A 24,539-nucleotide genomic window follows, 5' to 3' on the forward strand; every position below is an offset into this window, starting at 1 on the left:
AAGTTCGAGCGTCACCCACATGCCTCCGATCCCGGGGGTAGCACCACATCACGAAAGCAGGAAACATGGCCACCGGAACCGTCAAGTGGTTCAACGCCGACAAGGGCTACGGCTTCATCTCCCCCGACGACGGCTCGGCTGACGTCTTCGCCCACTACTCCGCCATCAACTCGCGCGGCTTCCGCTCGCTGAACGAGGGCGACAAGGTCGAGTTCGAGACCGAGCAGGGCCCCAAGGGCCTCCAGGCGACCAACATCACCCCGGTCTGATCTGAACAGCACCACACCGGACGCCGCGACCCCCGGGTCGCGGCGTCCGTCGTTCCCGGGTCACGCGGTCCTGCTCGTGGGCGTCCCCCCGCTCGAGGCGTGGGTGCGCGAGCGGACGGCGCACTACGACGAGGGCTTCGTCTCCGCCGACCCGGCCTTCGCCCACGCGCACGTGACGGTGCTGGCCCCGTTCCCGGTCGGTGCCACCGATCGGGCCGCGGCGGCGGCGTCCGAGGTCAGGGCCTTCGACTACACGCTTCGCCGAGTGGCGACCTTCCCCGACGGGGTGGTCCACCTCGTGCCCGAGCCCGACCGCGGGTTCCGCGCACTGACGGACGCCGCCCGCCGCCTGGTGCCCGAGGTCGCGCCCTACTGGGGCCGGTTCGAGCCGGTGCCCCACGTGACGCTGGACCGGCTCGGCCCGGGCGTCACCGAGTCCTCGACCCGGGACGCCGTCGCCCACCTCCTGCCCTGCCGGGCACGGGCGTCCGAGCTGCTGCTGACGTGGTGGGAGGACGGCGGCTGCCGGGTGCTCGGGCGGTTCCCGCTCAGCTCGTGAGCCCGAGGAACGCCGCGACCAGCAGCGCCAAGACGAACGAGTTGAACACCATCGCCGCGATCGCCAGCGTCGTGATCGCCCGCCGTCCGGCCGTGGACGTCACCGTGACGTCGGAGGTCGCGAACGTCGTCAGCGAGCGGGTCCTTCCGGGTCTCCGCCTCGAGCAGCGTGTACGCCACCACGACCAGGGACGTGCCGACGCTGCCCAGCACCCAGCTGGTGGCGTCCATGCCCGAGAGCCGGTCGAAGCGGCGGACGTGCGCGCTGTTGGAGGCGCGGATCGCGTCGCGCAGCCGGTGCGGGTCGAGGCGTCCGAACACCCACCACGTGAGCCCGAGGTAGGCCGCATAGAAGAACACCAGCATCAGGGTGAAGCCCAACACCTGGGCGCGCTCGGCATCCGCCCCCGCCGTCATGTTGGCCCACAGGGTCACCGCGAGCTGGGGAATGAGGGCGACCACGACCGAGACCCAGCCGCGGCGCCCGTCGGGGCCAGCCAGGCGCCCTTCGCGCGCGGGGCCGGTGCCTCGACGGGCGGCTGCTCGGGGGTGGCGTCGTCCATGGGACCACTCTCCCACGGCTCTCATGTTGTCCTCACGGCTGCCCGGCAGGATGGAAACATGACGAAGAAGCTCCTCGCCCTGACCGTCCTCGCCGTGGCACTGGCCGCCTGCACCACCTCGGCGCCGTCCGCCCCCCGCCCGGGCGTCACCGTGTCGCCGGCGCCCGCCACGAGCGCGGCCGCACCCGCGGCGTCCCCCACGGCCGGCGGCAGCACGGACGCCGCGGCCTGCGTGGCCGGCAGTGGCGATCTCGTCGTGGCGGCGGGGACGACCTGCGAGCTGACCGGCGGCGCCGTCGGCGGCAACGTCGAGGTGCGTCAGGGGGCGACGTTCATCGCCACGGACCTGCGTGTCGACGGGAACATCCAGGGCGAGGGCCACGCCGCGGTCCGGGTGAGCGGCGGCTCGGTGGACGGCAACATCCAGCTCGAGCGGGGCGGCGAGGCGGTGGTCTCGGGGGTCGCGATCGACGGCGACCTGCAAGCCGAGGGCAACAGCGGCGCGCAGGAGTTCAGCGGCAACACCATCGACGGGAACCTCCAGTGCGAGGGCAACGACCCGGCACCGACAGGGTCGGGCAACACGGTCTCCGGTGACAAGGAAGGACAGTGCGCCGGCCTCTGATTCCCAGTCCCACTGTGGGGACAACCTGTGGACAGTGACGAGGGCGCACAACCCCGGGGAGGCTGCCCCGGGGGTATCGCTACCATCTGAATCCGCTTGTCAGGGGATCTTTGACTCGTTCACTGGGAGTTGTGCCCAGCCTTGTCCACAGGAGACGGGTCAGTCGGTGTAGGGGCCGAGGTCGAAGTCGTCCTCGTCGTCGAGTGCCTCGTGCTCCTCGGGCGGGACCGGCGACCCCGGCAGGCGCGTGATGAACTCGGCGCCGCCGCTGGGGGAGCGGCCCGCCTTCACCCAGCCGCCGTGGGCCTGGATGGTCTGCGCGACGATCGAGAGGCCCAGCCCGGAGCCCGGCGTGGTGCGCGCGTGCTCGGAGCGGTAGAAGCGCTCGAACACGTGGGGCAGGTCGTCCTCGGCGATGCCGGGGCCCTCGTCGGCCACACGGAAGCGGTCGCCGATCAGCTCGACGGTGATCGTGCCGCCCGGCGGGGAGAACTTCACGGCGTTGTCGAGCAGGTTGGTGAAGGCGCGCTCGAGCGCATCGGGCTCGCCGGTGAGGTAGAGCGGCTCGAGGGTGACGTCCCAGGTGATGCCGGGGCCGCGCCGCTTCACGCGGTCGAGGGCGCTGTTGATGATGTCGCGCAGGTCGACCGGCTCGGGCGCCGGCTGGACGCCCTCCTCGCGGCTCAGCTGCACCAGGTCGCCCACGAGCTGGGTGAACTCGCCCAGCTGCGCGGCGACGTCGCGCAGGATCTCGGAGCGGGCCCCCTCTGGCAGCATGTGCTGGCGCTCGTCAGCGACGAGCAGTTCGACGTTGGTGCGCATCGAGGTGAGCGGGGTGCGCAGCTCGTGGCCGGCGTCGGCGATGAGGCGCTTCTGGCGCTCGCGCGAGCTCTCCAGCGCGGTGAGCATCCGGTTGAAGGAGCGGCCCAGGTCGGCGACCTCGTCGTCACCCTTGACGTCGATGGGGGTCAGCTTGTTGGTCTCGGTGATGGCCAGCACGGCGTCCGAGAGGTGCCGGATGGGGCCCATGCCGGACTTCGCGATGAAGTAGCCCATCGCGGCGGCGACCGCTGCTCCGATGCCACCGAACAGCAACAGGGCCAGGCCGGTGGTCTGCAGGATGGCCTGCTGGGTGGCCAGCGGCCGCCCGATCACGAGCGCGTAGTAGGAGTCGCCGTCGACCAGCGGCACCGCCACGATGCGCGTCGGGACCCCGTTCGAGTCGACGCCCGTACGCGCCGAGAAGCCCTGCGCGGTGCGGGCGATGGCGACCTCGTCGGCGCCCCACACCAGCGTGGTGTTGCGGCCGGGCTGGTTGATCGGGTGGGCGTCGGAGCGGACCAGCATGACGATCACGTTCGCCGCCCGCCAGGCGGAAGTGTCGATGCCGCCCATGTTCTCGAGGTCCTCCGAGAGGGCGCCCGAGGTGATGTTCGCCACCTCGACCAGCTCGTTGTCGAACTGGTCGTAGACGGTGAGGAGGGTCATCGCGTACGCCGCGATGCCGGTGACCGCGACGGCGGCGGCCACCGCGGAGGCGATCAGGATCGCCAGGCGGTCCTGGAGCGGGCGGTTGGCCGCGAAGAGGAAGTTGCGCAGTCGGCTCACGGGGCCGTCTCGCGCAGCACGTACCCGATGCCGCGCACGGTGTGGATGAGGCGGGAGCCGCCCTCACCCTCGGTCTTGCGGCGCAGGTAGCCGATGTAGACCTCCAGCGAGTTCGCCGTCGTCGGGAACTCGAACCCCCACACCTCGTTCAGCAGCCACGAGCGCTCGAGCACCTTGCGGGGGTGCTCCATGAACGTCTGCAGCAGGGCGAACTCGGTGCGGGTGAGGGAGATGCGGTTGCCGGCGCGGGTGACCTCGCGGGTGTTGAGGTCGACGCGCAGGTCCTCGAAGGCGAGCACCTGGCCCTCGGTGGGGGCGGAGTCCTCGGTCTCGGGGCGCGAGCGCCGGGTGAGGGCGCGCAGGCGGGCCATCAGCTCGTCGAGCGCGAAGGGCTTGGCCATGTAGTCGTCGGCGCCGGCGTCCAGCCCGTCGACACGATCGCCGACGGCGTCGCGCGCGGTGAGGACGAGGATCGGCACGTCGTTGCCCTGGCCGCGCAGCATGCGGGTGGTCTCGAGCCCGTCGAGGCGGGGCATCATGACGTCCATGATCACGGCGTCCACCTTGTGGGAGGACAGGTGGGCGAGGGCCTCGATGCCGTCGTTGGCGGATGCCACCTCGTAGCCGCTGTACTGCAGCGACCGCTTCAGCGAGTCACGGACGGCCTGGTCGTCGTCCACCACGAGGATGTGCATGGGGCCATCCTAACGGCGTTGCAACTCCCTCACCCGGGCCAGCACGCCGGGCATGGCCGCCTCGATGGAGGCGAGGGTGTCGTCGAATCCGGCCGCGTCGCCGTACCACGGGTCGTCGATTCCCGATCCCGGCTCGGCGGCGGGGTCGAAGTCGGTGAGCAGGTGCAGCTCGGCGTCGGGGGCCAGGCGGCGCATGCGGTCGAGGTGGTACGGCTCCAGGCCGATCACCAGGTCGGCGTCGGCGATGTCGGACGCCGTGATGCGCCGGGCGCGGTGGTTGCCGGAGGCGTAGCCGTGGCGGTCGAGGACCGCGCGGGCGCGCCGGTCGATGGGGTTGCCGGTCTCCTCGGAGCTGACCCCGAAGGAGACGAACTCGACGTCGGTGAGGCCTTCGCGCTCGGCGTGCCCGCGGGCGACGCGCTCGGCCATGGGGGAGCGGCAGATGTTGCCCAGGCAGACGAAGGCGACGCGCACCATCAGTTGTGGACCTCCCCGCGGCGGCCGACGAACGAGTTCAGGACGAAGCTGACCACCGACACCATGAGGGCGCCCCAGAAGGCGCTCCAGAAGCCGTCGACCCCCCACGGGACGCCGAGTTGGGCACACACCCACGACGTGAGCATGAGCAGGGCGGCGTTGATGATGAGCAGGAACAGGCCCAGGGTGACGAGCAGCAGCGGCGAGGTGACGAAGACGAACAGCGGCTTGATGAGCGCGTTCACCAGGCCGAAGATCGCGGCCACGATGAGCATGGTGATGGCCGCCCCTGCGGGCTCGCCGGCGTAGTCGAGCTTGATGCCGGGCAGGATCCACGTCGCGAGACCGAGCGACAGGGCACTGACCAAGAAGCGAATGATCACGGCGTCCATCCTGTCACGTGCGCAAGAATGGCGTCCCCGGGAGGCCCCTGCACTGGCCCTGAACCCGGGTGACGCGAAAGGCTGCGACGGTGGGCGAACTGACCGGACGGGACTTCCTCAAGGAGGTGGACTTCACCCCCGAGGAGTGGATGCACCTCATCGACCTCTCGGGCGAGCTGAAGGCCGCCCGGCGGGAAGGCCGCGAGGAGCGACGCCTGAGCGGGAAGTCGATCGCGCTGATCTTCGAGAAGGGCTCCACCCGGACGCGCGCCGCCTTCGAGGTGGCCGCCTGGCACCAAGGCGCCTTCACCACCTACCTCGACCCGTCGGGCTCGCACATCGGCTCGAAGGAGTCGCCCGCCGACACCGCCCGTGTGCTGGAGCGCATGTACGACGGCATCGAATTCCGGGGTGCGCGGCAGGACACGGTCGAGACGCTGGCCGAGTACTCCTCGGTGCCGGTGTGGAACGGCCTCACCGACGACTGGCACCCCACCCAGTCGCTGTGTGACGCGTTCACGATGCTCGAGGCCTCGCCGAAGCCGGCCGGGGAGATCGCCTTCTCGTACCTGGGCGACTGCCGGTTCAACATGGGCAACTCGCTGCTGACCATGGGCGCGATGATGGGGATGGACGTCCGCCTGGTCTCGCCCCGCTCGTTCGCGCCGTCGGCCGATCTGGTCGACGCCGCCCGCGAGATCGCCGAGTTCACCGGCGCGCGCATCACCATCACCGACGACATCGAGGCCGTTCGTGGGTCGGACTTCGTGCACACCGACGTCTGGGTGTCGATGGGCGAGCCCAAGGGCGTGTGGGCCGAGCGCGTGCGCGTGCTGGCGCCGTACCGGGTGACCCCCGCCGTGATGCGGCTCGCCGGGCCGGACGCCAAGTTCATGCACTGCCTCCCCGCGTTCCACGACCTGGAGACCACCACCGCCCGCCTGGTGCACGACCTGACCGGCATGCGCGAGCTCGAGGTCTCCCACGAGGTCTTCGAGTCCGAGGCGTCCATCGTGTTCGAGCAGGCCGAGAACCGCCTGCACACCATCAAGGCCGTGATGGTGGCGACCCTGGCCTAGGGGGTTGGCGGCGCCCTCACACCACAGATGCGCCGCATACCTTCAGTTGCGCCGGATAGTGTCGCCCTCAGATCACAGATGCGCCGGATACCGTCAGAGACGCCGGCTGCACCCGGCGCACCTGACGGTATCCGGCGCGTTTGTTCAGGGGCGGGCGCGCTCGGGGTTCAGCGCCCATCGTTCAGCGGGTGAAGCCCAGGGCGGACTCGAACGCCCCGCGGATGCGGTCGCCCAGTCCTTGGACGTCCCAGGCCAGGCTCCAGCCCCAGTGGGTGGGCCACCACCTGCACTGGCGGATGAGCTCGTCGCGGTCCTGCTGCTCCCGCACCACCTTGCCGGCCGAGGACCCTCGCGCGACCCGCTCGTCGTACTTGCCTTCCCCGTCGACCTCGCCGACGACCCCGCGGTCGGGCCAACCGAAGTCGCAGTCGGCGATCCAGCCCGAGGGGTTCGACACGCGGAACTGCAGCGTCGGTGCCGGCAGGCCGGCGCGGTCCATCGTCACGCGGCTCGCCGACTCGGCCGCCGACTGGGAGCGCCCGTCGGCGAATGCGACCACTCTCCGCAGGGTCTCGACCCCGGACCGCCGGGCCGCCGCCTCGACGAGTCGGTCCAGTTCCGTGCGGGTCACCCCGCGGCGCAGGGCGTGGTCCATCGCGATGACCCCCCATGCGAACTGGACGCCCCGCGCCAGGTCCGCAGCCGTGCGGGCCAGGGACGTCACCCGGACGCCACCCACCTCGGTCACGTCCTCCTCGGTCAGGGGCGCGACGTGGACGTGGTACCCCGACCGCTTGCGCCCCCGCGCGGGAGGGGGCACGGTGAGGTGGACATCGCCCGGGTCGTTGTCGGAGACGGACAGCCCGTGCACGATCGCTGCTGTCACGTGGGACAGCGCCACCGACGTCCCCTGGCGCATCAGGATGCCGCGCGCCCGGGCCAGGTGGGCGTCCTTGCCCGACAGCTCGCGGGGCTCGCCGTAGATGCTCCGCACCGGGCGGGCGAGTTCACCGTTGGCGATGGCCGCGCGCAGCCGTCGGTCGCTCCAGCCCTCCTCGCGAAGCTTGGCGATCGGGCGCAGCAGGTAGTCGTCCATCGGGCCAGCCCACCAGACGCTGCTCCGCGTTGGGGCGCCTTCCCCAGCCGGACAACAAACGGACAACACCGTCTCAGGTTCTTCTTGGGTGCATTCACCCGCTGGGGTGAGGCGCCCCCCTGCCGTGAAACGGGACGGTGGTGGTAACGACAAGCCGCTGAGTCAGCGGCATGAAAGGGGAGAACATCATGGTTACCCTCGGCATCATCCTGCTGATCATCGGCCTGCTGGTGAACACCGGTCTTCCGCTGACCTACATCGGACTCGCACTGATCGTCATCGGCCTGATCCTGAACCTCGTCCCGATGGGCGGCAAGCGCATCAGGGTCTGGTAAACGACCGTCGATCCGGGGGGCCTGAGAAGACCTGCCAGACACTCCCCCGAAAAAGAAGCGCCGTTCCCAGTCGGACGCGCCGGATGCAGCCGGCGCTCCTGACGGGGAGCGGCGCTTCTCTGTGCCTGTGCTCGGGCCGGGCCCGCGCGGGGTTCGGCAGGGGTCAGGACGCCGGGGCGAGTACCCCGAGCGAGGCCAGCCAGGCGCGGGCGTCGTCGGCGGACGTCCACTGGTGGGCGCGCCAGCCGTAGCGCTCGGCGGCCTCGACGTTGTGGTCCTTGTCGTCGAGGAATGCGATCTCGCCCGGGGCGAGCTCGAGCACCTCGGTCACCCGGTGGAACGCCGCCTTCTCAGGCTTGGCCACGCCCATCGAGGCCGAGACGAACCAGTAGTCGGCCTCGTCGGCGAAGTCGGTCTCGATCAGGCCCATGTCGAGGTTGAAGGGCGCGTTGCTGAGCACGGCCGTGGTCATCCCGGCGGCCCGTAGGTCAGCCAGCAACTGCCGGGGCTCCGGCAGGAGGCGGAGCCAGAGGTCGGCGTCCAGCTTCGCGAGCTGCTGCACGGTCTCGACGGCAGCCGGCTTGCCGAGCGCCTCGAGCAGCGGGCCCCAGTAGGCGGAGTCGGGCAGGCCGAGGTCGTAGTCGGTGCGGCCCTCCCAGTAGAGGCGGGCGAACTCCTCCTCGGGGACGCCGAGGAGGGCTGCGGGTTCGGCGGTGACCCCCTCGCCGGAGGCCAGCACCCCTCCCAGGTCGAGGACGACGGCGCGGATCATGACCCCACGGTAGTGGTCGGTGGCAGCGGGTCGCCCGGCGCCGGCGCGGCCGGGGTGGGGGAGGCTGTGGCGTAGGCGTCCGAGAGGGTGCGGTAGGGGCGCGACGCGAGGGCGCCGATGGTGACGACCAGGCCCACGATCGAGCTGAGCACGAACACCAGCGCGATGCCGCGGGCGTCGCCGTCGCCGAGCAACCAGCCCCACGCGGCCCGGCCCTCGGGGCTCTCCATGTAGGGGATGAGGCCGAACTGGGCGATCGGCCCGATCAGGAACGAGCTGATCGGGGCAGCCGCGACCTCGATGCTCTGGGCGAAGCCGAACACGCGTCCCTGCTTGGTGACCGGCACCACGCGCTGGAGGACGGTCTGCTCGGCCGCCTCGGCGAACGGGATGAGCGCCATGTAGACGAAGATGCCGACCGCGAGCAGCACGATCGACTCGCGGATCGCGAAGGTGCCGCCGATGATCCACATGATCACGTTGACGACCAGCAGCGTGCGCAGCGGCTTGGGGCCGAGGCCCTTCTTGCTGATGAAGGCACCGCCGGCGAGGAAGCCGAGGCCGAGGATGCCGAAGAGGATTCCCCAGGTCTCGACCGACACCAGCGACAGGCCGTAGGGGTCGAGCAGGGCCATGTAGACGCCGCCGATGAGGTTGTTGAAGGTGCTGAAGATGATCAGCCAGATCAGCGACGGGACCTCGCGGATGGCCCGCCAGGCTCCGGCGAAGTCGACCGGCTTGGGGGCGCCGTCGGCGTGCACGATCTCGGCCTCGGGGATCGCGACGGTGAGCATATGCGCGAAGGAGGCGAGGGTGAGGGCCAGCGCGATGACGAGCGAGGTGGTCATGCCGAGCTGGCCGATCGCGAGCCCGGCGATGACCGACGTGACCATGAAGCTGAGCCCGTTGACGATGCCGACCAGGCCGTTCGCGCGGTCGCGCTCGCCGTCGGGGATGAGCAGCGTGACGACGGTCGAGAGGGCGATGCCGCGGGCGGACTCCATGATCCCACCGGCCAGCAGCATGAGCACGAACGCGACGAACGGGGCGCTGCCGATCGTGAGCAGGACCTCGCGCGGGGTGAGGAAGTAGATCGCGGCCGCGAGGGCGAAGAAGACCGCCGTGACGCCCTGCGCGATGAGCATGACGCTGCGCTTGCGGGTGCGGTCGATCCACGAGCCGAACGGGACGCCGAAGATCGCGAAGCCGAGCATGTACGCCCCGCCGAGGATGGCGGTGATCATGACGTTGCGTGTCTCGAGGAACATCCAGAACACGACGCACTGCCACAGGAAGCTGGTGGTCAGGTTCGCGATGAACGTGTTGACCAGGACCTGCGTGAAGCTGCGCTGTGCCTCAGGGGCGGGTGGTTTCGGCACGGGGAAAGCGTACGGGACGCCGCCGACAGCCTGCCTTCCGTGCGCCCACAGCCTGGGCAACGCGGCAACCCTCTTCATAGCTACGGTTACGTAACTGTATGGTGGTGATGGTGACCACGAGTACGAACCCGGACGCGTCCGAGACGGTGGTGACTCCCGGCGGTACGCGGATCGAGCGGAGCGAGGAGTTCATCCAGTTGCTCACCCCCGACGGTGAGCGCGTCGACGACGAGACCTTCGCCTACGCCCACGACGACGCGACCATCGCGGCCAACCTGCGCCACATGGTGCTGGGCCGCCGCTTCGACACCGAGGCCACGGCGCTGCAGCGCAAGGGAGAGCTCGGCCTGTGGCCGCCGTCGCTCGGGCAGGAGGCCGCCCAGGTCGGCTCGGGGGCCGCCCTCGGACGCCTCGACGAGGTGTTCCCCTCCTACCGCGAGCACTCCGTCGCCCTCATGTGCGGGGTGGACCCGCTCGACATGCTCCAGACGTTCCGGGGCACGAGCATGATCGACTGGGATTCGAGGCGAGCAAGGTTCCACCTCTACTCCTTCGTCATCGGCACCCAGGCGCTGCACGCCACGGGCTACGCGATGGGGCTGCAGCGCGACGGCCTCGTCGGCAACGACGACCCCGACGACAACGGCGCCGTGCTGGTCTACTTCGGCGACGGGGCGACCAGCCAGGGCGACGTGAGCGAGGCGCTCGTCTTCGCGGCCAGCTACCAGGCGCCGGTCGTGTTCTTCGTGCAGAACAACCAGTGGGCGATCTCGGAGCCCATCGAGGTGCAGTCTCGCATCCCGCTGTACCGGCGCGCGGCGGGCTTCGGCATCCCGGGCCTGCGGGTCGACGGCAACGACGTGCTGGCCGTGCAGGCCGTCACCGAGTGGGCGCTCGATCGTGCCCGGCGCGGCGAGGGCCCGGCCCTGATCGAGGCGTTCACCTACCGCATGGGCGCGCACACGACCTCCGACGACCCGACCAAGTACCGCCGCCGCGAGGAGGAGGCAGCCTGGCGCGCCAAGGACCCGATCGAGCGCGTCACGACGTACCTCCTCGGACGCGGCGCGATCGACCAGGCCTGGCTCGACTCCCTGGCCGAGGAAAGTGAAGCCCTCGGCGTCCGGATTCGTGAAGGTGTGGGGCAGCTGCCCGAACCCCGCCTGGAGGACTTCTGGGCGCTCACCTACGCGTCCCTGCCACCCGGCCTGGCCCAACAACGCGACGAGTACCTCGCCTACGAGGCCAGCTTCGACGAGGAGCCGGCATGACCCAGACCATGACCATGGCCAAGGCGCTCAACGCCGGCCTGCGCCGCGCGCTGGAGGCCGACCCCAAGGTGCTGCTGGCGGGGGAGGACATCGGCAAGCTGGGCGGCGTCTTCCGGATCACCGAGCACCTGCAGCGCGACTTCGGCCCCGAGCGGGTGGTCGACTCGCCGCTGGCCGAGTCGGGCATCGTCGGCACGAGCCTGGGGCTGGCGTTGCGCGGCTACCGGCCGGTGGTGGAGATCCAGTTCGACGGGTTCGTGTACCCGGCCTTCGACCAGATCGTGTCGCAGGTGTCGCGGATGCGGTTCCGGTCGATGGGGCAGCTGTCCGTGCCGATGGTGATCCGCATCCCGTACGGCGGCGGCATCGGTGCGATCGAGCACCACTCCGAGTCGCCCGAGGCGTACTTCGCGCACACCCCGGGCCTCGTGGTGGTGAGCCCGTCGACCCCGCTCGACGCGTACTGGATGATCCAGCAGGCGATCGCCTCCGACGACCCGGTGATCTTCCTCGAGCCCAAGCGGCGCTACCACGAGAAGGGCGAGGTCGACCTCGCCGAGCCGCCGCTGGCCCTGGACGCCGCGCGCGTCGTGCTGCAGGGCACCGACGCCACGCTGCTCACCTACGGACCCATGGTGAAGACCTGCGTCGAGGCAGCCATCGCCGCCCAGGCCGAGGGACGCTCCCTCGAGGTCGTCGACCTGCGCTCGCTCTCGCCGCTCGACGACGCGGCGATCAGGGCGTCGGTCGAGAAGACCGGCCGCGCGATCGTCGTGCACGAGGCCGTCCGCTCGGGCGGGTTGGGGGCCGAGATCGCCGCGCGCATCCAGGAGACGAGCTTCTACTCCCTCGAGGCGCCCGTCCTGCGCGTGGCCGCTTACGACATGCCCTACCCGCCCAGCCGCGTCGAGATGGCCTACCTGCCCGACCTCGACCGCATCCTGGATGCCGTCGACCGATCGCTGTCCCACTAGGAGTCCCATGTTCGAGATGAAGCTGCCCGACCCCGGCGAGGGCCTGCTCGAGGCCGAGATCACCCAGTGGCTCGTCGCGCCCGGCGACACCGTCGAGGTCAACCAGGTCGTCGTCGAGGTCGAGACCGCCAAGTCGCTGGTGGAGCTGCCCGCCGCGGTGGCGGGGGTGGTGGCCGAGCTGCGCTGTGCCGAGGGCGACGTCGTGCCGGTCGGGTCGGTGATCCTCACCATCGACGACGGACGCCCCGCCGGGCCGGGCGAACCGGTCCAGGAGGGCGGAACCCAAGCCCTGGACGCCGAAAACCCAAGCCCTGGGCGCGAACAAGTGGAGCCGTCGGCGGAACCCGCTGCCTCGGGCGCGGTGCTGGTCGGGTACGGCACGACCGATGCGCCCGTCACGCGGCGGGCCCGCAAGGGCGTGGTCGCCGCGCCCGCTCCCGCGACCGACCAGGTGCACGAGAGCTACGGCCTCGACGACAGCCCGGGCCACCGGACCGAGGAGGTGCACCCCACCGGCAAGGTGGACGCAGAGGCGCACGAACCCGCCCTGCCGCGGCCCGAGGCCGGCCGGTCCGGTGACCGGGCGATCGCGGTGACGGACCCGGTGGGGCGTCCGCTGGCCAAGCCCGCGGTGCGCCGGCTCGCGCGCGACCTGGGCATCGACCTCGCCACGATCGCCGGCACCGGACCCAACGGCGCGATCACCCCGACCGACGTCGCCCAAGCGGCGGCGGGTGAGGCCTCCGGCCGCAGGGGCCCCACCCGCATCCCCCTGCGGGGGGTGCGCCGCCAGATGCTGCAGTCGATGCAGGCGTCCCTGCAGGTGCCGCAGGCGTCGGTCTGGATGGACGTCGACGTCACCAACACCGTCGAGCTCATCGAGCAGCTCAAGGGACGCCGCGAGTTCGCCGGCCTGCGCATCTCGCCGATCATCGTGCTCGCCAAGGCCGTCTGCCTGGCGATGGCCCGCCACCCCGAGGTGAACTCCAGCCTCGACCTCGACCGCCAGGAGATCGTGGTCAGCCCCGACGTGAACCTCGGCATCGCCGCGGCCACGCAACGGGGGCTGGTGGTCCCCAACATCAAGAGCGCTCAGGACATGAACCTGCTCGAACTCGCCCAGGCGCTCAACGACCTCGTCACCAAGGTGCGCGAGGGCCGGATCACCCCGGCCGACGCCGCCCACGGCACCTTCACCATCACCAACGTGGGGGTGTTCGGGGTGGAGGGCGGCACGCCGATCCTCAACCCGAACGAGTCGGCGATCCTGCTGCTGGGCACGTTCAACCGGCGCCCGTGGGTGGTCGGGTCGGGTGAGGACGAGCGCCTCGAGATCCGCACGATCGCCAAGCTCACCCTGACCATCGACCACCGTGTGCTCGACGGTGAGCAGGCCTCGCGGTTCCTGGCCGACGTGGCCACGATCCTGGCCGACCCGGGGCTGTCGTTGCTGTTCTGACAAGCGGGAACACGGTGGGGGCCCACGTCCCCGTGGGGGGACTGTCCCGGTGCCCCGGTCGGTTCCTAGTGTTGCGCGGGGCGCCGATTCGGTGGCGCGCACCTGACCCTGTGTGTGCGATGCGCCGGGCTGCCCCGTCGACCAGACCGTCCCCCCGGTCGGTCGGACGGAGCCCCGGCCTCCCCCGGCCGGGGCTCCGCTGACGGGTGGAAGCCGCCGGGGCCTGTCGGGGGCGTCTGCTTGGATGGGCGCCATGGCAGACAACTACCCAGGCAACCCTCAGAGCCAGCCCTCGCCCGAACCCGACCCGTGGGCCACCATGCCGCGGCAGAACCTGACGCCGCCCGGCGACGAGTCCCCGTTCGCCCGCCCGGCCGCCAATCCCTGGCAGCCGCCCGAGCCGGTCGAGCAGGCCGAGCCGACCGCCGTCCAGCCGCCGGTGGAGCCGGCCCAGCCCGAGAACCCCTACGACACCTCCCCGTGGGGCAGCGAGCCCATCTCGCAGCTGCCGCCCTTCCCGGGCAGCACGCCTCCCCCGCCCCCGCCGGCGGCGCCGTACGCGGCGAGCTCCCCCAGCGCCCCCGCCCCCGAGGCGCAGCAGTACCCGGCGCCCTACGCGGCGAGCGGCCCGGCGTGGGCCCCCGGGTCGGCCGGGCCCGGCGTGCCCCAGCACCGGGACGCCAACCCGCTCATGGCGCTGTTCGACTTCAGCTTCACCAAGTTCGCCACGCCCGGCCTGGTCAAGATCGTCTACATCCTCCAGGTCGTCGGCGCGGTCGGCGCGTGGCTGCTGTGGCTGCTCGCGGCGTTCGGCGCCAGCCGCTTCGACGGCGGTGCGGCGGTCGGCCTGCTCGTGCTGCTCGTCGGGTGGATCCCGGTGCTGCTCTCGATCGCGTTCACGCGCTTCGTGCTCGAGGGCATCGTGGCGCTGATCCGCATCCACGACCGCGTCACCGAGATGGCCGAGCGCGACAAGGCGAGCTGACGGCGAGGGGGCCAGAATGGTCCCCATGCTGTACGCGACCACGGCCACCACGCGCCTGGACCACATCCGCGCCAACCTCGACGCCATCCGCGCGCGGGTCGGTGGGCGGCTCGTGCTGGTTGCGGTCAAGGCCGACGCCTACGGCCATGGGGCCGTGCCAGTGTCGCGCATGCTCGAGGCCACCGGTGCGGCTGACTGGCTCGGCGTCGCGACCGTCGACGAGGCGGTCGCGATCCGCGACGCCGGCGTGCGCCTGCCCATCCTCAAGCTCAGCCACGCGCTGGGTGACGACGAGGTCGCGGCGTGCGTCGAGCGAGATGTCGACCTCGCCGTCGTGTCGGCTGAGTCCATCGACCAGGTGGGACGGGTGGCCGCCGGGCTGGGGCGCACGGCGTCCGTGCACCTGAAGGTGGACACCGGCATGCGCCGCATCGGCTGCCCACCCGAGGCTGCGCCCGACCTGGCCCGTCGTGCGGACGCCGCGGGCCTGCGCCTGCGCGGCCTCTTCAGCCACCTCCCGGTGTCCGACACCGAGGGGGGCCGGGAGTTCACTGAGGCCCAGGTCGCGCTGATCGCCGACGTGCTGGACGCCGTGACCGCGGCCCGCGGGCGGGTTGAGATCGCGCACCTGGCCAACTCGGGGGGCGTGCTGATGCACCCCGACTCGTGGTTCGACATGGTGCGCCCCGGGATCATGGTCTACGGCTCGCTGCCCGACCCGACGACCCCCGCCACCGTGCCCCTGCTGCCGGGGCTGGAGTGGACGACCCGGGTCACGTTCACCAAGCCCGTCGCGGCGGGGGAGAGCGTCGGCTACGGCCGCACGTGGGTGGCTCCGCTCGACACGACGATCGCGACGATCCCGGTGGGGTACGGCGACGGGTACAGCCGCCTGCTCTCCAACCGCGGGCGGGTGCTCATCGGTGGGTCCTCGTACCCCATCGTGGGGCGCGTCTGCATGGACCAGACGATGGTCGACCTCGGGCCCGATTCGACTGTGGCTACGGGTGACGAGGTCGCCCTGGTCGGTCGCCAAGGCGACGAGGAGATCACCGTGCAGGACGTCGCCGACCTCATGGGGACCATCCCGTACGAGGTCACCTGCCTCATCAACGCCCGCGTCGCGCGGGCTGTCGTCGGCTGAGGTTCGAGGCCCCGGGCAGGGGCATCTCTCCTCCTGTCGGGGGCGGTCCTACGCGGCGTAGCATCGAGGCATCGCCAGGCCCGGATCGACCGGGTCGCGTTCCCCGGACGGGGGTGGGAACGATGTCGGTGTTGGTGAGGTCCAAGCTCAACCTGGCGGCTGTCGCGGCCGGAGTTCTCGCGGTGGTGATGCTCATCGCCGTCCTGTTCGTGCGTCCGATGGAGGCCGCCGCCTGGGTCTACACGGCCGCGTTCTTCGTCGGTCTGGTCGGGGTGGCGCTCGCAGCCGCCGACAGCCTGCACGAACGCCACCAGCGGTTGGTGTTCCTGCCCCAGACCCGGCTCGGCTGGTGGTCGCTCGGCGTCGCGATCGCGGGCGTGGCGCTGTTCGTGGTCGGCGCGTTCGTCCTGACGTCGAACCGTCCGGAGGGCCCGGGCGTCCCGATGTTCCTGGTCCGCGTGTCGGCGTTCGGCGGGCTGATCGCGGCGGGCATCATCGCGGTGGTCGCGTGGTTCCGCCGGCAGGAGCGCTCGCTGCTCGTGCTGCTGACGGTGCTGCCGTCGCTGTTCGCGATCTACTTCGTGATCGGGGAGTTCGTCTTCCCGCACTGAGTTGACCCCTTGTTCGACGCTGATCTAACGTTCGATGCATGTCGAACGAGCTGGATGATCGCGTCCACCTGCTGAAGACCATCGCGGACGCCACCCGCCTGCGCATCCTCGGCCTGCTCGCGGATCGGCCCCACAGCGGCCGCGAGCTCGCCGACGCACTGGGCCTCAGCGCCGCCACGGTGAGCCACCACATGCACCGGCTCGAGGGGGTCGGCATCGTCACCGCCACCCCCGACGCCACGCGGCGCGTCTACACGCTCAACGACGGGCTGCTGAGCCACGTGCGTGGGTCGTCGCCGGCCGCGGCCCTGTCGGGAATCGAGGACGCCGACCACCAGCGCACGGTGCGGATCTTCTTCGACGGGCCGCGGCTTCGGCAGATCCCGGCCAAGCGCAAGGCGCGGGTTTCGGTGCTGCTCGAGCTGCTGCGCCGCTTCGAGGCCGGCCGCGACTACAGCGAGCCCGAGGTGAACGCGATCCTGCGCGAGGCGCACGACGACGTCGCCACCCTGCGCCGCGAGCTCATCGATTACCGCTACCTGACCCGCTCCGAGGGCACCTACCGCGTCGCCGACGCCCCACCCGAGCGGCACCCGAACGAGGCGCAGGAGGCGCCGGCGGGGGAGTCCGCCTGGCTCGGTGCCCTCATCCGCGGCGCCGTGCAGGGTGCGTGATGGGCGTCCACACCTATCGCCCCGCCGAGGGGCACGGGCTGGCCCACAACCCGTTCAACGCGATCGTCGGGCCGCGCCCGATCGGCTGGATCGGCACCCTTGCCGCCGACGGACGCCGTAACCTCGCTCCCTACTCGTTCTTCAACGCGTTCAACTACACCCCGCCGCTGGTGGGGTTCTCGAGCACGGCGTGGAAGCACACGGCCCAGAACTGCGCCGACACGGGCGAGTTCACCTGGAACCTCGTCTCCCGTGACCTGCTGGTGCCGATGAACGAGACGGCGACGCTCTCCGACGTCGACGAGTTCGTGCGCGCTGGGCTGACGCCCGAGGCGTCCGAGGTCATCGCCGCGCCCCGCGTGGGTGAGGCGCGGGTCACGTTCGAGTGCCGGGTGACGCAGCAGATCGAGCTGACCGACGTGGCCGGACGCCCCAGCGGGGCCGTGCTGACGGTCGGGGAGGTCGTGATGGTGCACATCGACGACGACCTGCTGGTCGACGGGATCTTCGACACCGTGCGCGCCGAGCCGCTGCTGCGCGGGGGCGGTCCTACGGCCTACTTCGGGATCGCGGACGGCAGCCGGCTCGACCTGGCGCGCCCGCGGGACTGATCAGTCGCGGGTCAGCCGGCGGCGGTTGACGAAGACCTCGCGGGCGTAGCCGCCGATCTCGATGGTGGAGAAGCCGTCCATGGTGGCGCCGATGCCGCCGCCCAGCAGCGGCACGCGGCGGACCAGGATGAGGGACGCCCGACGGCCGCCGAGGCGGGACACGAGTTCGCCCAGCACCTTCTCGCTGACGGACTGGTCGAGCGTGGAGTCGAACACCGGGGCGGTCGCGATGGCCAGGGGGGTGGTGGGCAGGACGCCGTCGTCGACGAGCTTCTGCGTGCCGTCGCGGCCCATCAGGCACAGGATCATCGCCGTGCGGACCTGCCGGGAGTCGATGTCGTAGCCGCGCAGGTGGGCGATCGAGGCGATCATGCGGATCTGCACGATCGCGAGGCCCGCGATGTTGGCGGGGAGGGTGACGGCGAGGGTGGGGAGGCCGCCGAGGCTGGTCAGGAACCCCTGCGCCCCGGCGAGCCCGACGTGGGTCAGGACGAGGGACTCGATCACCTCCTCGACGGTCTCGCGCTTGACGAGGTGCTTGGCTGCCGTCGTCTTCGCGCCCGGCAGGTTCGCCGTGCCGTTGATCGCGACCTCGAGGAGGTTCCGGAGCAGGTTGCCGCCGACCTCGGGTGCGCGCGTGACGAAGTTCTTGCTCACGTCGCGGGATTGCTCGGCCATGGGCCAAGGCTAGGCGCCCGCGTGCGTGCGGCGAAGCGGGTCGCCCCGGATCGGTCCCTGAGGGGCTTGCGCTGAACCGTGGCCCGTGCGTGGTAAGACTGCCCCATGCAGCTGTCGGGGGTGTTCGGGCCGGAGGGGGAGTGGCCCGACCAGGACCTGATCGCGCTGTCGCTGGAGTTCGACGCCGGCCTCGTCGAGGCCGCCTACCGCTCGGGCGTGTTCCCGATGCCGCTGCCCGAGTCGGGCTGGCCCGACGCGATGGGCTGGTGGTCGCCCCTCCACCGCGGGATCCTGCCACTGGACGACCTCCGCATCACCCGTTCGTTGCGCAAGTCGGCCGGCCGCTACGAGGTGACGGCCGACCGTGCGTTCGCCGAGGTGATCGCCCGCTGCGCCGACCCGCGGCGTCCGTCGGGGTGGATCGACGGGCGCATCGTCGAGGTCTACACCGAACTGCACCGGCACGGGCTCGCCCACTCGGTCGAGGCGTGGACGCCCTCCGGCGACCTGGCCGGTGGCCTCTACGGGGTCGCGCTCGGGGGACTGTTCGCGGGGGAGTCGATGTTCCACGACCCGGCACTGGGCCGGGATGCCTCGAAGGTCGCCCTGCTCGGGCTCGCGCGCGTGCTGGACGACGGCGTCGAGGGCCGGCTGCTCGACGTGCAGTGGGTCACCGACCACCTCGAGTCACTGGGCGCGGTCGAGGTGGACCGCGTCGACTACCTGCGCCTGCTGTCGGAGGCGCTGGACCTGCCGGCGCCGGACTGGTCCGTGCTGACGGCCGGCTGAGTCGGGGTCAGGGCCGCTTGTCGAGCTTGACCGTGTGCCCGCCCATGAGCAGGACGCCCCGGATGACCAGCGTGCCGTTGCTGCCGTCGCCCTGGGCCGAGCGGCGGATGGAGTTGCCGCCCATGATCCCCTGGGACTCCTCGACCACGCGGACGCCCTCGGGCACGTACAGGTTGTGGCCGCCCATCACGCACGGCAGGTCGAGCGTCAGCACGACGCCCGGGCCCAGCGCGTCGCGCAGGTAGACGTCGTCGCCGCCCATCATCGCGAAGTTGCGGTACGTCTGGCCCGGCGCGAGGTCGACCCGGCGGCCGGACATGATGGTGACGGTCCAGTTGCCGTCGCCGGCCGTGGGCACGGGGGCCGACGACGACCACGGCTGCGGTGCCGGCACGGGTGCGCCGCCCCAGCCGCGCACCAGCTGGGCGCCCTCGGGGCAGTCCTCGACCAGCTCGGGGAGCTCGTCGATGTAGCGGGCCGCCAGGGCGGCTTCCTGGCGGTCGGCCAGGTCGGTGGGGGTGAGGCGTCCGGCCGCGAAGGCGGCGTGCAGCACCTCGAGCACGGCGTCGCGATCGGTGTCGCCCGCGCGCAGTCGCTTGCGTCGCTCGATGTTGGACATGCCGCCAGTCTAGGCTCGCCCCATGCCGGAGATGCCCGAGGTCGAGGCCCTGCGCGACTTCCTCGCCCAGCGCGTGCTGGGCCGCACCGTCGTGCGCGCCGACCTGGCCGCCTTCTCGGCGCTCAAGACGTACGAGGTCCCGCTCAGCGCGCTGCACGGGTTGGAGGTCACCGCGGTCGAGCGGCACGGCAAGTTCCTGTGCCTGAATGTGGACGGCACGTGGCTCGCGTTCCACCTCGCCCGGGCCGGGTGGCTGACGTGGCACGACCCGGTGCCGGCGACCCCGGTGCGCCCGGGCAAGGGACCCCTCGCGCTGCGGGTGGTGTTCGAGGGCGACGACGGTGAGGTGGGGTTCAGCCTCACCGAGGCGGGGACGCAGAAGCACCTGGCCGTGTACGTCGTCGGTGACCTCGCCGAGGTGCCCGGCATCGCCCGGCTCGGGCCCGACCCGCTCGCCGACGACTTCACGCGGGACGACTTCGCGGCCGTCCTCGCCGCGCACGCCCGCACCCAAGTGAAGGGCCTGCTCAAGGACCAGTCGGTGCTCGCCGGCATCGGCAACGCCTACTCCGACGAGATCCTGCAGGCCGCCCGGTTGAGCCCCTTCAAGCTGGCCGGCTCGCTGACCGAGGACGAGGTCACCGCCCTGTACGCGGCGGTGCGCGACGACCTGGGGGCCGCCATTGACCGGGCCGTGGGCAACAAGCCTGCCGACCTCAAGGACGGCAAGCGGACCCACCTGCGCGTCCACGGCAAGAAGGGCGAACCGTGCGCCACCTGCGGCACGCCCATCGCCGAGGTGAGCTTCGCCGACACCTTCCTCAACTACTGTCCGGGCTGCCAGACGGGCGGCAAACTGCTGGCCGACCGGCGGCTGTCGAAGCTGTTGAAGTAGGTCTCCCAGCCCTGTTGATCGGATCGTCCCCCGACTGAAATCTGCGGTTCTTGGGGCACGCTCAGCCGGAGGTGGGGGTATTCCGGCTGGGGGTCGATCCGATCAGAGGCCGCGTGACACGGCCTGCCGATACCTAAGGGCATGCATCGAGACCTGATCGACGAGCTCTCCCAGCCTCCCCACCTGATCCTCGTGCGCGGGCGAGAGCGCATCCAGTGCCTCGCTCAACGTGCCTACGAGCGCGGTGAGCTGGTCCGGCCGTTGGCCGGTGTCTACGCGGCGGCCGACACGGCCGGGCTCGACGCACTCGCCGTCGTCGTCGGCACAGTGCACCCCGACGCGGTGATCTCCGGCCGGGCCGCCGCCGCGTTGACATGGTGGCCCGAGCTGGAGGCCTCTGGGCTGACGGCTGTCGCGCGCCACCGGCTCGCGGGCGGTGATGGCATCTCCTTCGCGAAGGGAGTCGTTCCCCCCGAGCTGATCGTGGAGAGCAACGGCATCCGGCTCACCCATCCCTCCCTGACCGTGCTCGACCTCGTCCCCGAACTGGGCGGGGAGGCCATCGACGAGGCCCTCCGACGTGGGGTCGTCACGCTCGACCAGCTCTGGGAGGCGCTCGCCCTCACCCCCCAGCGTGCGGGCAACAAGCAGCGGCGCTGGCTGCTCGAAGACTCGCGCGATGTTCCCTGGTCGCCGGCCGAGCGGGACCTCCACCGGATCTATCGCGGTCTCGACCTGTCCAGACGCCACCGCACCAACCACCGGGTCGACCTCCCGACGCGGGCTGCGTACATCGACCTCGCGCTGCCCGAGTTGCGGCTCGGGTTCGAGGTCGATGGGTACGACCACCACTCCGGGCCGGTCGAGTTCCGGCGCGACCGCACGCGTGACCCCGAGCTGGCCGAACTCGGCTGGATGGTCGTGCGGTTCGATGCCATCGATGTCTCCGACAACGCGGACTGGGTCCGTGACCGGCTGCACGGCATCATCGCCGGCCGCGCGATCGACCTCGGTCTCACCTGATGTAACAGGGCTGCCCCGTGTGCTGGGAGGCCTGCGGCGCCAGTAGCCTTGGATCCACCCGTCCCCACTGGAGGTCCCGTGACTGCGCTTGTCGAGCGGCTGAGCCGCTTCGGCGACCAACCGTGGACCAAGAACGGACGCCTCGGGTTCCGCCTCATCGTCATCAGCTGCCTGGTCACGATCGTCGTGGCGTTCCTGGGTCCCTCGACGGTCACCCTGAACCCCGGTCCGGCGAACGGCAGCCTGCTGCCGCCGTACTTCATCCCGGTCGAGTGGGGCCAGCGGTTCGGCCTGCCCCTGTCGGAGTGGATCGTCGTCCCCGCGCTGTGGATCGGCATCACCGTCGGGGCGATTGGGCTGGTCATCGCGTGGCGCGCGGTGACCGACGGCTGGCGTCCGCGGATCCACCTCATGTTCTACCTCGGCGTGGCGCTCAACATGCTCACCGCGATCGTGCCGCCTCTCACCAGCGCCGACGTGCTGATGTACGCCGCCTACGGACGCCTCCAGCGGCTGGGCATGAACCCCTACGACATCACCCCCGCCGAGATCTTCCGGCAGGCCTACGACCCCGTCCTGGTCTGGACCGAGCGTCCCTGGCAGGACACGCCCAGCGTGTACGGGCCCATCGCGTCGTGGTCGCAGTGGCTGGCCAACGTGCTCGGGGGCGAGTCGATGCACGACATCGTGTTCTGGCTGCAGATGATGGCGGTGATCCCCTTCATCGTGATCTGCACGGTGATGATCAAGCTCGCCCATGGCGACGCCGCGCTGCAGACCCGGTCGGTGCTCTTCACGATCCTCAACCCGCTGCTGATCTGGGCCGTCGTCGCCGGCGCCCACAACGAGGCGCTCACCCTGGTGTTCGCGATCATCGCGCTCTGGTTCGTGCGCAAGTCGCCGTTCGTCACGGGCATCTTCATCGGCCTGGCCGGCGCGGTGAAGGTGTCGCTGGTCTTCTACGGGCTCGCGCTGGTCTGGGGATACCGCCACGACTGGCGCAAGGTGCTGCAGCTCGGCATCGGCGCGCTCATCCCGATCGGCATCCTCTACGGCGTCTTCGCGCCGCAGGCCCTGTTCGCCGCCAGCCGCAACACCGGCTACGTGTCGGGCGGCTCGTGGGCGCCGTGGATGCGCTCGGCCCTGGCCTGGGTGCTGCCCGACGCCGCCCACGGCATCACCGCCGCCCTCGGCTGGATCGGCCTCTTCGTCATCGGCTGGATGCTCTCCCGCGTGCTGCCCTGGCGCGCGGTCCCCGGCGCGCAGCTGCCCGCCGAGCGCGACCCGCTGACCATCGCGGTGCGCACAGCGGTGATCCTCTGCACCGCCTGGATCGTCACCTCGCCCTACACCCTGAGCTGGTACGACCTCATCGTCTGGGCGCCCCTGGCCCTGCTCGTGCCGACCCGCCTCGACTGGCTGATGGCCCTGCGCGGCGTCGCGCTGTCGGTCGCCTACGTGACCGGGCGCACGGTCGGGTTCTCCGACGTGATGGTGAACGTGGTCGCCTTCACGATCCGCGACGTCATCTCCAGCGGCGTGCAGTGGTTCGTCCTGATCGCGATCATCCACTGGTTCTGGACCACGAACCGGCAGTGGCCCACGGCGGCCTTCATCAGGAACGGGTTCGGGCAGCTGCTGGTGACCGCCGACCGGCCGCAACCGAAGCGCTCGCCGCTGCGGCCCTGGCGCCGGCCGGGGGTGGCCGACCCGCGAGAGCCCGGCTCCCGCACGCCCGCCCAGCCCTAGACTCGCGAGGGTGATCGGCTACTTCGGCCCTGCAGGCACCTTCACCCACCAGGCCCTGCGCACCGTCTCCGGTGAGGAGGCCGTGCCGTACAGCACCGTGGCCGCGGTTCTGGACGCCGTGCGCGCCGGCGAGGTCGAGGCCGGTCTGGTGCCGATCGAGAACTCCGTCGAGGGCGGCGTGACCGCGACGCTGGACAACCTCGCCCTGGGCGGCGACCCGCTGGTCATCGTGCGCGAGGTGCTGCTGCCGGTGTCGTTCGTGCTCGCGGTGCGCCCGGGCTACGAGCTGGCCGACGTGCAGCGCATCCTCACCCACCCGCACGCGTACGCGCAGACCCGCGACTGGGTGCGCATGCACGTGCCCCACGCGACCGTCACCGAGGGCGGCTCCACCGCCGCCGCGGCCGCCGAGGTCGCCGACCCGGCCTCGAAGTACGACGGCGCCATCTGCGCCCGCGTGGCCGCCGACCTCTACGAGCTCGACTGCGCGGCCACCGACATCGCCGACAACCCGGACGCCGTCACGCGCTTCGTGCTCGTGCGCCGGCCCGGCGACATCCCGGCCCCGACCGGGGCCGACAAGACCACGCTGGTGGCCTACATGCACGCCGACCACTCCGGTGCGCTGCTGGAGATCCTCGAGCAGTTCGCCATGCGCGGGGTCAACCTGACCCGCATCGAGAGCCGCCCCACCAAGAAGGCCTTCGGCGAGTACTGCTTCTCGATCGACGCCGAGGGCCACGTCGGCGAGCCGCGCATGCGCGGCACCCTCAAGGGCCTGCACCGGATCTGCCGCGAGGTGACCTTCCTCGGGTCCTACCCGCGCGCCGACCAGGTGCGCCCCAAGATCGCACGCGGATTCACCGCCGACGAGTACGAGGCCGCCGAGGTCTGGATGGATTCCTTGCTGGGGCGATCGGCGTCCGAGCGTCGGTGAGGGTCGGGTCGGCAAGCCTCTGCTCGCAGAATGTGCTCCTTGTGTCTGGTGCACGTGGCGCGCGCTTCAGGGGGCACGTTCTGCGACCGGACGGGCGACCCCGGGTCTAGGGCGTGTCGCGTAACTGATTTGGGTGGTGGGGGTCAGGGTTGTCTTTGTGACCAGGAGTCCTCAGTTCAGTGACGAGATGTGGGCGCGGATTGAGCCGTTGATGCCGCGTGGGGGCGCGAAGGGCGGCCGTCCGTGGAATGACCACCGGCGGACGGTGGAGGGCATCTGTT

General features: G+C 71.1%; 28 protein-coding genes. 18 read left to right on the top strand and 10 right to left on the bottom strand.

What is annotated here, in order from left to right; genetic code table 11:
- Window positions 1-65: 65 nt before the first annotated feature.
- Complete coding sequence (locus H5397_RS13155) at window positions 66-269, top strand: cold-shock protein (RefSeq protein ID WP_182817980.1); 204 nt, start codon at window positions 66-68, stop codon at window positions 267-269.
- 76 nt (window positions 270-345) lie between these two features.
- The gene (locus H5397_RS13160) at window positions 346-828 is read left to right on the top strand and encodes a 2'-5' RNA ligase family protein (protein ID WP_309224369.1); all 483 of its coding nucleotides are present in this window, start codon (window positions 346-348) and stop codon (window positions 826-828) included.
- 430 nt (window positions 829-1,258) lie between these two features.
- Here H5397_RS13160 and H5397_RS18425 read toward each other — a convergent pair whose 3' ends face one another.
- On the bottom strand, window positions 1,259-1,390 hold the full coding sequence (locus H5397_RS18425) for a hypothetical protein (protein WP_255438911.1): 132 nt from the start codon (window positions 1,388-1,390) through the stop codon (window positions 1,259-1,261).
- 58 nt (window positions 1,391-1,448) lie between these two features.
- On the opposite strand from H5397_RS18425, the gene H5397_RS13165 reads away from it, so the two are divergent.
- Window positions 1,449-2,015, top strand: coding sequence for a hypothetical protein (locus tag H5397_RS13165; RefSeq protein ID WP_182817982.1), 567 nt, complete (start codon window positions 1,449-1,451; stop codon window positions 2,013-2,015).
- 159 nt (window positions 2,016-2,174) lie between these two features.
- On the opposite strand, the gene H5397_RS13170 is transcribed toward H5397_RS13165, so the two are convergent.
- From H5397_RS13170 to H5397_RS13185, 4 genes are read right to left on the bottom strand one after another with little or no spacing between them, the layout of a single operon-like run.
- Window positions 2,175-3,623, bottom strand: a complete 1,449-nt coding sequence (locus H5397_RS13170; protein WP_309224370.1) for a HAMP domain-containing sensor histidine kinase — start codon at window positions 3,621-3,623, stop codon at window positions 2,175-2,177.
- On the bottom strand, window positions 3,620-4,318 hold the full coding sequence (locus H5397_RS13175) for a response regulator transcription factor (RefSeq protein WP_182817983.1): 699 nt from the start codon (window positions 4,316-4,318) through the stop codon (window positions 3,620-3,622). Before H5397_RS13175 ends, H5397_RS13170 begins: the two co-directional genes overlap by 4 nt.
- 9 nt (window positions 4,319-4,327) lie before the next feature.
- Window positions 4,328-4,795, bottom strand: coding sequence for a low molecular weight protein-tyrosine-phosphatase (locus H5397_RS13180; protein WP_182817985.1), 468 nt, complete (start codon window positions 4,793-4,795; stop codon window positions 4,328-4,330).
- Complete coding sequence (locus H5397_RS13185) at window positions 4,795-5,178, bottom strand: phage holin family protein (protein WP_309224371.1); 384 nt, start codon at window positions 5,176-5,178, stop codon at window positions 4,795-4,797. Before H5397_RS13185 ends, H5397_RS13180 begins: the two co-directional genes overlap by 1 nt.
- Before the next feature lie 89 nt (window positions 5,179-5,267).
- On the opposite strand from H5397_RS13185, the gene argF reads away from it, so the two are divergent.
- The gene (argF, locus tag H5397_RS13190) at window positions 5,268-6,257 is read left to right on the top strand and encodes an ornithine carbamoyltransferase (RefSeq protein WP_208091064.1); all 990 of its coding nucleotides are present in this window, start codon (window positions 5,268-5,270) and stop codon (window positions 6,255-6,257) included.
- A gap of 181 nt (window positions 6,258-6,438) precedes the next feature.
- Here the strand turns inward: argF and H5397_RS13195 are convergent, their stop codons facing one another.
- Complete coding sequence (locus H5397_RS13195) at window positions 6,439-7,353, bottom strand: hypothetical protein (protein ID WP_182817988.1); 915 nt, start codon at window positions 7,351-7,353, stop codon at window positions 6,439-6,441.
- 188 nt (window positions 7,354-7,541) lie between these two features.
- Between H5397_RS13195 and H5397_RS13200 the strand changes: the two genes are divergently transcribed.
- Entirely contained in the window at window positions 7,542-7,688 is a 147-nt protein-coding gene (locus H5397_RS13200; RefSeq protein ID WP_182817989.1) for a hypothetical protein, read from the top strand.
- 163 nt (window positions 7,689-7,851) lie between these two features.
- Here H5397_RS13200 and H5397_RS13205 read toward each other — a convergent pair whose 3' ends face one another.
- Entirely contained in the window at window positions 7,852-8,460 is a 609-nt protein-coding gene (locus tag H5397_RS13205; RefSeq protein WP_182817990.1) for an HAD-IA family hydrolase, read from the bottom strand.
- The gene (locus H5397_RS13210) at window positions 8,457-9,839 is read right to left on the bottom strand and encodes an MFS transporter (RefSeq protein ID WP_309224372.1); all 1,383 of its coding nucleotides are present in this window, start codon (window positions 9,837-9,839) and stop codon (window positions 8,457-8,459) included. The genes H5397_RS13205 and H5397_RS13210 overlap by 4 nt, the downstream gene beginning before the upstream one ends.
- 107 nt (window positions 9,840-9,946) lie before the next feature.
- Here H5397_RS13210 and pdhA point away from each other — a divergent pair, with 107 nt between their 5' ends.
- The 8 genes from pdhA (at window position 9,947) to H5397_RS13250 (ending at window position 17,568) form a co-directional block, all read left to right on the top strand.
- Window positions 9,947-11,110: a pyruvate dehydrogenase (acetyl-transferring) E1 component subunit alpha gene (gene pdhA, locus H5397_RS13215; protein ID WP_220492272.1), complete on the top strand. Its 1,164-nt coding sequence runs from the start codon at window positions 9,947-9,949 to the stop codon at window positions 11,108-11,110.
- A complete protein-coding gene (locus H5397_RS13220) occupies window positions 11,107-12,084 on the top strand; it encodes an alpha-ketoacid dehydrogenase subunit beta (protein WP_182817993.1) in 978 nt (325 codons plus the stop codon). The genes pdhA and H5397_RS13220 overlap by 4 nt, the downstream gene beginning before the upstream one ends.
- 7 nt (window positions 12,085-12,091) lie before the next feature.
- Window positions 12,092-13,543: a dihydrolipoamide acetyltransferase family protein gene (locus tag H5397_RS13225; protein ID WP_182817994.1), complete on the top strand. Its 1,452-nt coding sequence runs from the start codon at window positions 12,092-12,094 to the stop codon at window positions 13,541-13,543.
- 253 nt (window positions 13,544-13,796) lie between these two features.
- Window positions 13,797-14,528 carry a DUF4282 domain-containing protein gene (locus tag H5397_RS13230; RefSeq protein WP_182817995.1) on the top strand — a complete coding sequence of 244 codons (732 nt, stop codon included), beginning with the start codon at window positions 13,797-13,799 and terminating at the stop codon, window positions 14,526-14,528.
- Window positions 14,529-14,553: 25 nt separating this feature from the next.
- Complete coding sequence (alr, locus tag H5397_RS13235) at window positions 14,554-15,672, top strand: alanine racemase (RefSeq protein WP_182817996.1); 1,119 nt, start codon at window positions 14,554-14,556, stop codon at window positions 15,670-15,672.
- A 134-nt stretch (window positions 15,673-15,806) separates the two neighbouring features.
- Window positions 15,807-16,283 carry a hypothetical protein gene (locus tag H5397_RS13240; protein WP_182817997.1) on the top strand — a complete coding sequence of 159 codons (477 nt, stop codon included), beginning with the start codon at window positions 15,807-15,809 and terminating at the stop codon, window positions 16,281-16,283.
- 38 nt (window positions 16,284-16,321) lie between these two features.
- Window positions 16,322-16,957, top strand: coding sequence for a metalloregulator ArsR/SmtB family transcription factor (locus H5397_RS13245; protein ID WP_220492273.1), 636 nt, complete (start codon window positions 16,322-16,324; stop codon window positions 16,955-16,957).
- Entirely contained in the window at window positions 16,957-17,568 is a 612-nt protein-coding gene (locus tag H5397_RS13250; RefSeq protein ID WP_182817998.1) for a flavin reductase family protein, read from the top strand. The genes H5397_RS13245 and H5397_RS13250 overlap by 1 nt, the downstream gene beginning before the upstream one ends.
- On the opposite strand, the gene H5397_RS13255 is transcribed toward H5397_RS13250, so the two are convergent.
- Entirely contained in the window at window positions 17,569-18,246 is a 678-nt protein-coding gene (locus H5397_RS13255) for an EcsC family protein (protein WP_182818000.1), read from the bottom strand. It lies immediately after the preceding gene.
- A 105-nt stretch (window positions 18,247-18,351) separates the two neighbouring features.
- On the opposite strand from H5397_RS13255, the gene aat reads away from it, so the two are divergent.
- The gene (aat, locus tag H5397_RS13260; RefSeq protein ID WP_182818001.1) at window positions 18,352-19,035 is read left to right on the top strand and encodes a leucyl/phenylalanyl-tRNA--protein transferase; all 684 of its coding nucleotides are present in this window, start codon (window positions 18,352-18,354) and stop codon (window positions 19,033-19,035) included.
- Between the two features lie 7 nt (window positions 19,036-19,042).
- Here the strand turns inward: aat and H5397_RS13265 are convergent, their stop codons facing one another.
- Window positions 19,043-19,654, bottom strand: coding sequence for a DUF1707 domain-containing protein (locus H5397_RS13265; RefSeq protein WP_182818002.1), 612 nt, complete (start codon window positions 19,652-19,654; stop codon window positions 19,043-19,045).
- Window positions 19,655-19,676: 22 nt separating this feature from the next.
- Here H5397_RS13265 and H5397_RS13270 point away from each other — a divergent pair, with 22 nt between their 5' ends.
- The 4 genes from H5397_RS13270 (at window position 19,677) to pheA (ending at window position 24,258) form a co-directional block, all read left to right on the top strand.
- Complete coding sequence (locus tag H5397_RS13270) at window positions 19,677-20,549, top strand: Fpg/Nei family DNA glycosylase (RefSeq protein WP_182818004.1); 873 nt, start codon at window positions 19,677-19,679, stop codon at window positions 20,547-20,549.
- A gap of 141 nt (window positions 20,550-20,690) precedes the next feature.
- Window positions 20,691-21,572, top strand: coding sequence for a DUF559 domain-containing protein (locus tag H5397_RS13275; RefSeq protein WP_182818005.1), 882 nt, complete (start codon window positions 20,691-20,693; stop codon window positions 21,570-21,572).
- Between the two features lie 78 nt (window positions 21,573-21,650).
- The gene (locus H5397_RS13280) at window positions 21,651-23,321 is read left to right on the top strand and encodes a hypothetical protein (protein WP_182818006.1); all 1,671 of its coding nucleotides are present in this window, start codon (window positions 21,651-21,653) and stop codon (window positions 23,319-23,321) included.
- A gap of 10 nt (window positions 23,322-23,331) precedes the next feature.
- Window positions 23,332-24,258, top strand: coding sequence for a prephenate dehydratase (gene pheA / locus H5397_RS13285; protein WP_182818008.1), 927 nt, complete (start codon window positions 23,332-23,334; stop codon window positions 24,256-24,258).
- Window positions 24,259-24,539 lie beyond the last annotated feature (281 nt).

Source organism: Propioniciclava sp. MC1683, from assembly GCF_014164675.1.
GTDB lineage: Bacteria > Actinomycetota > Actinomycetes > Propionibacteriales > Propionibacteriaceae > Propioniciclava.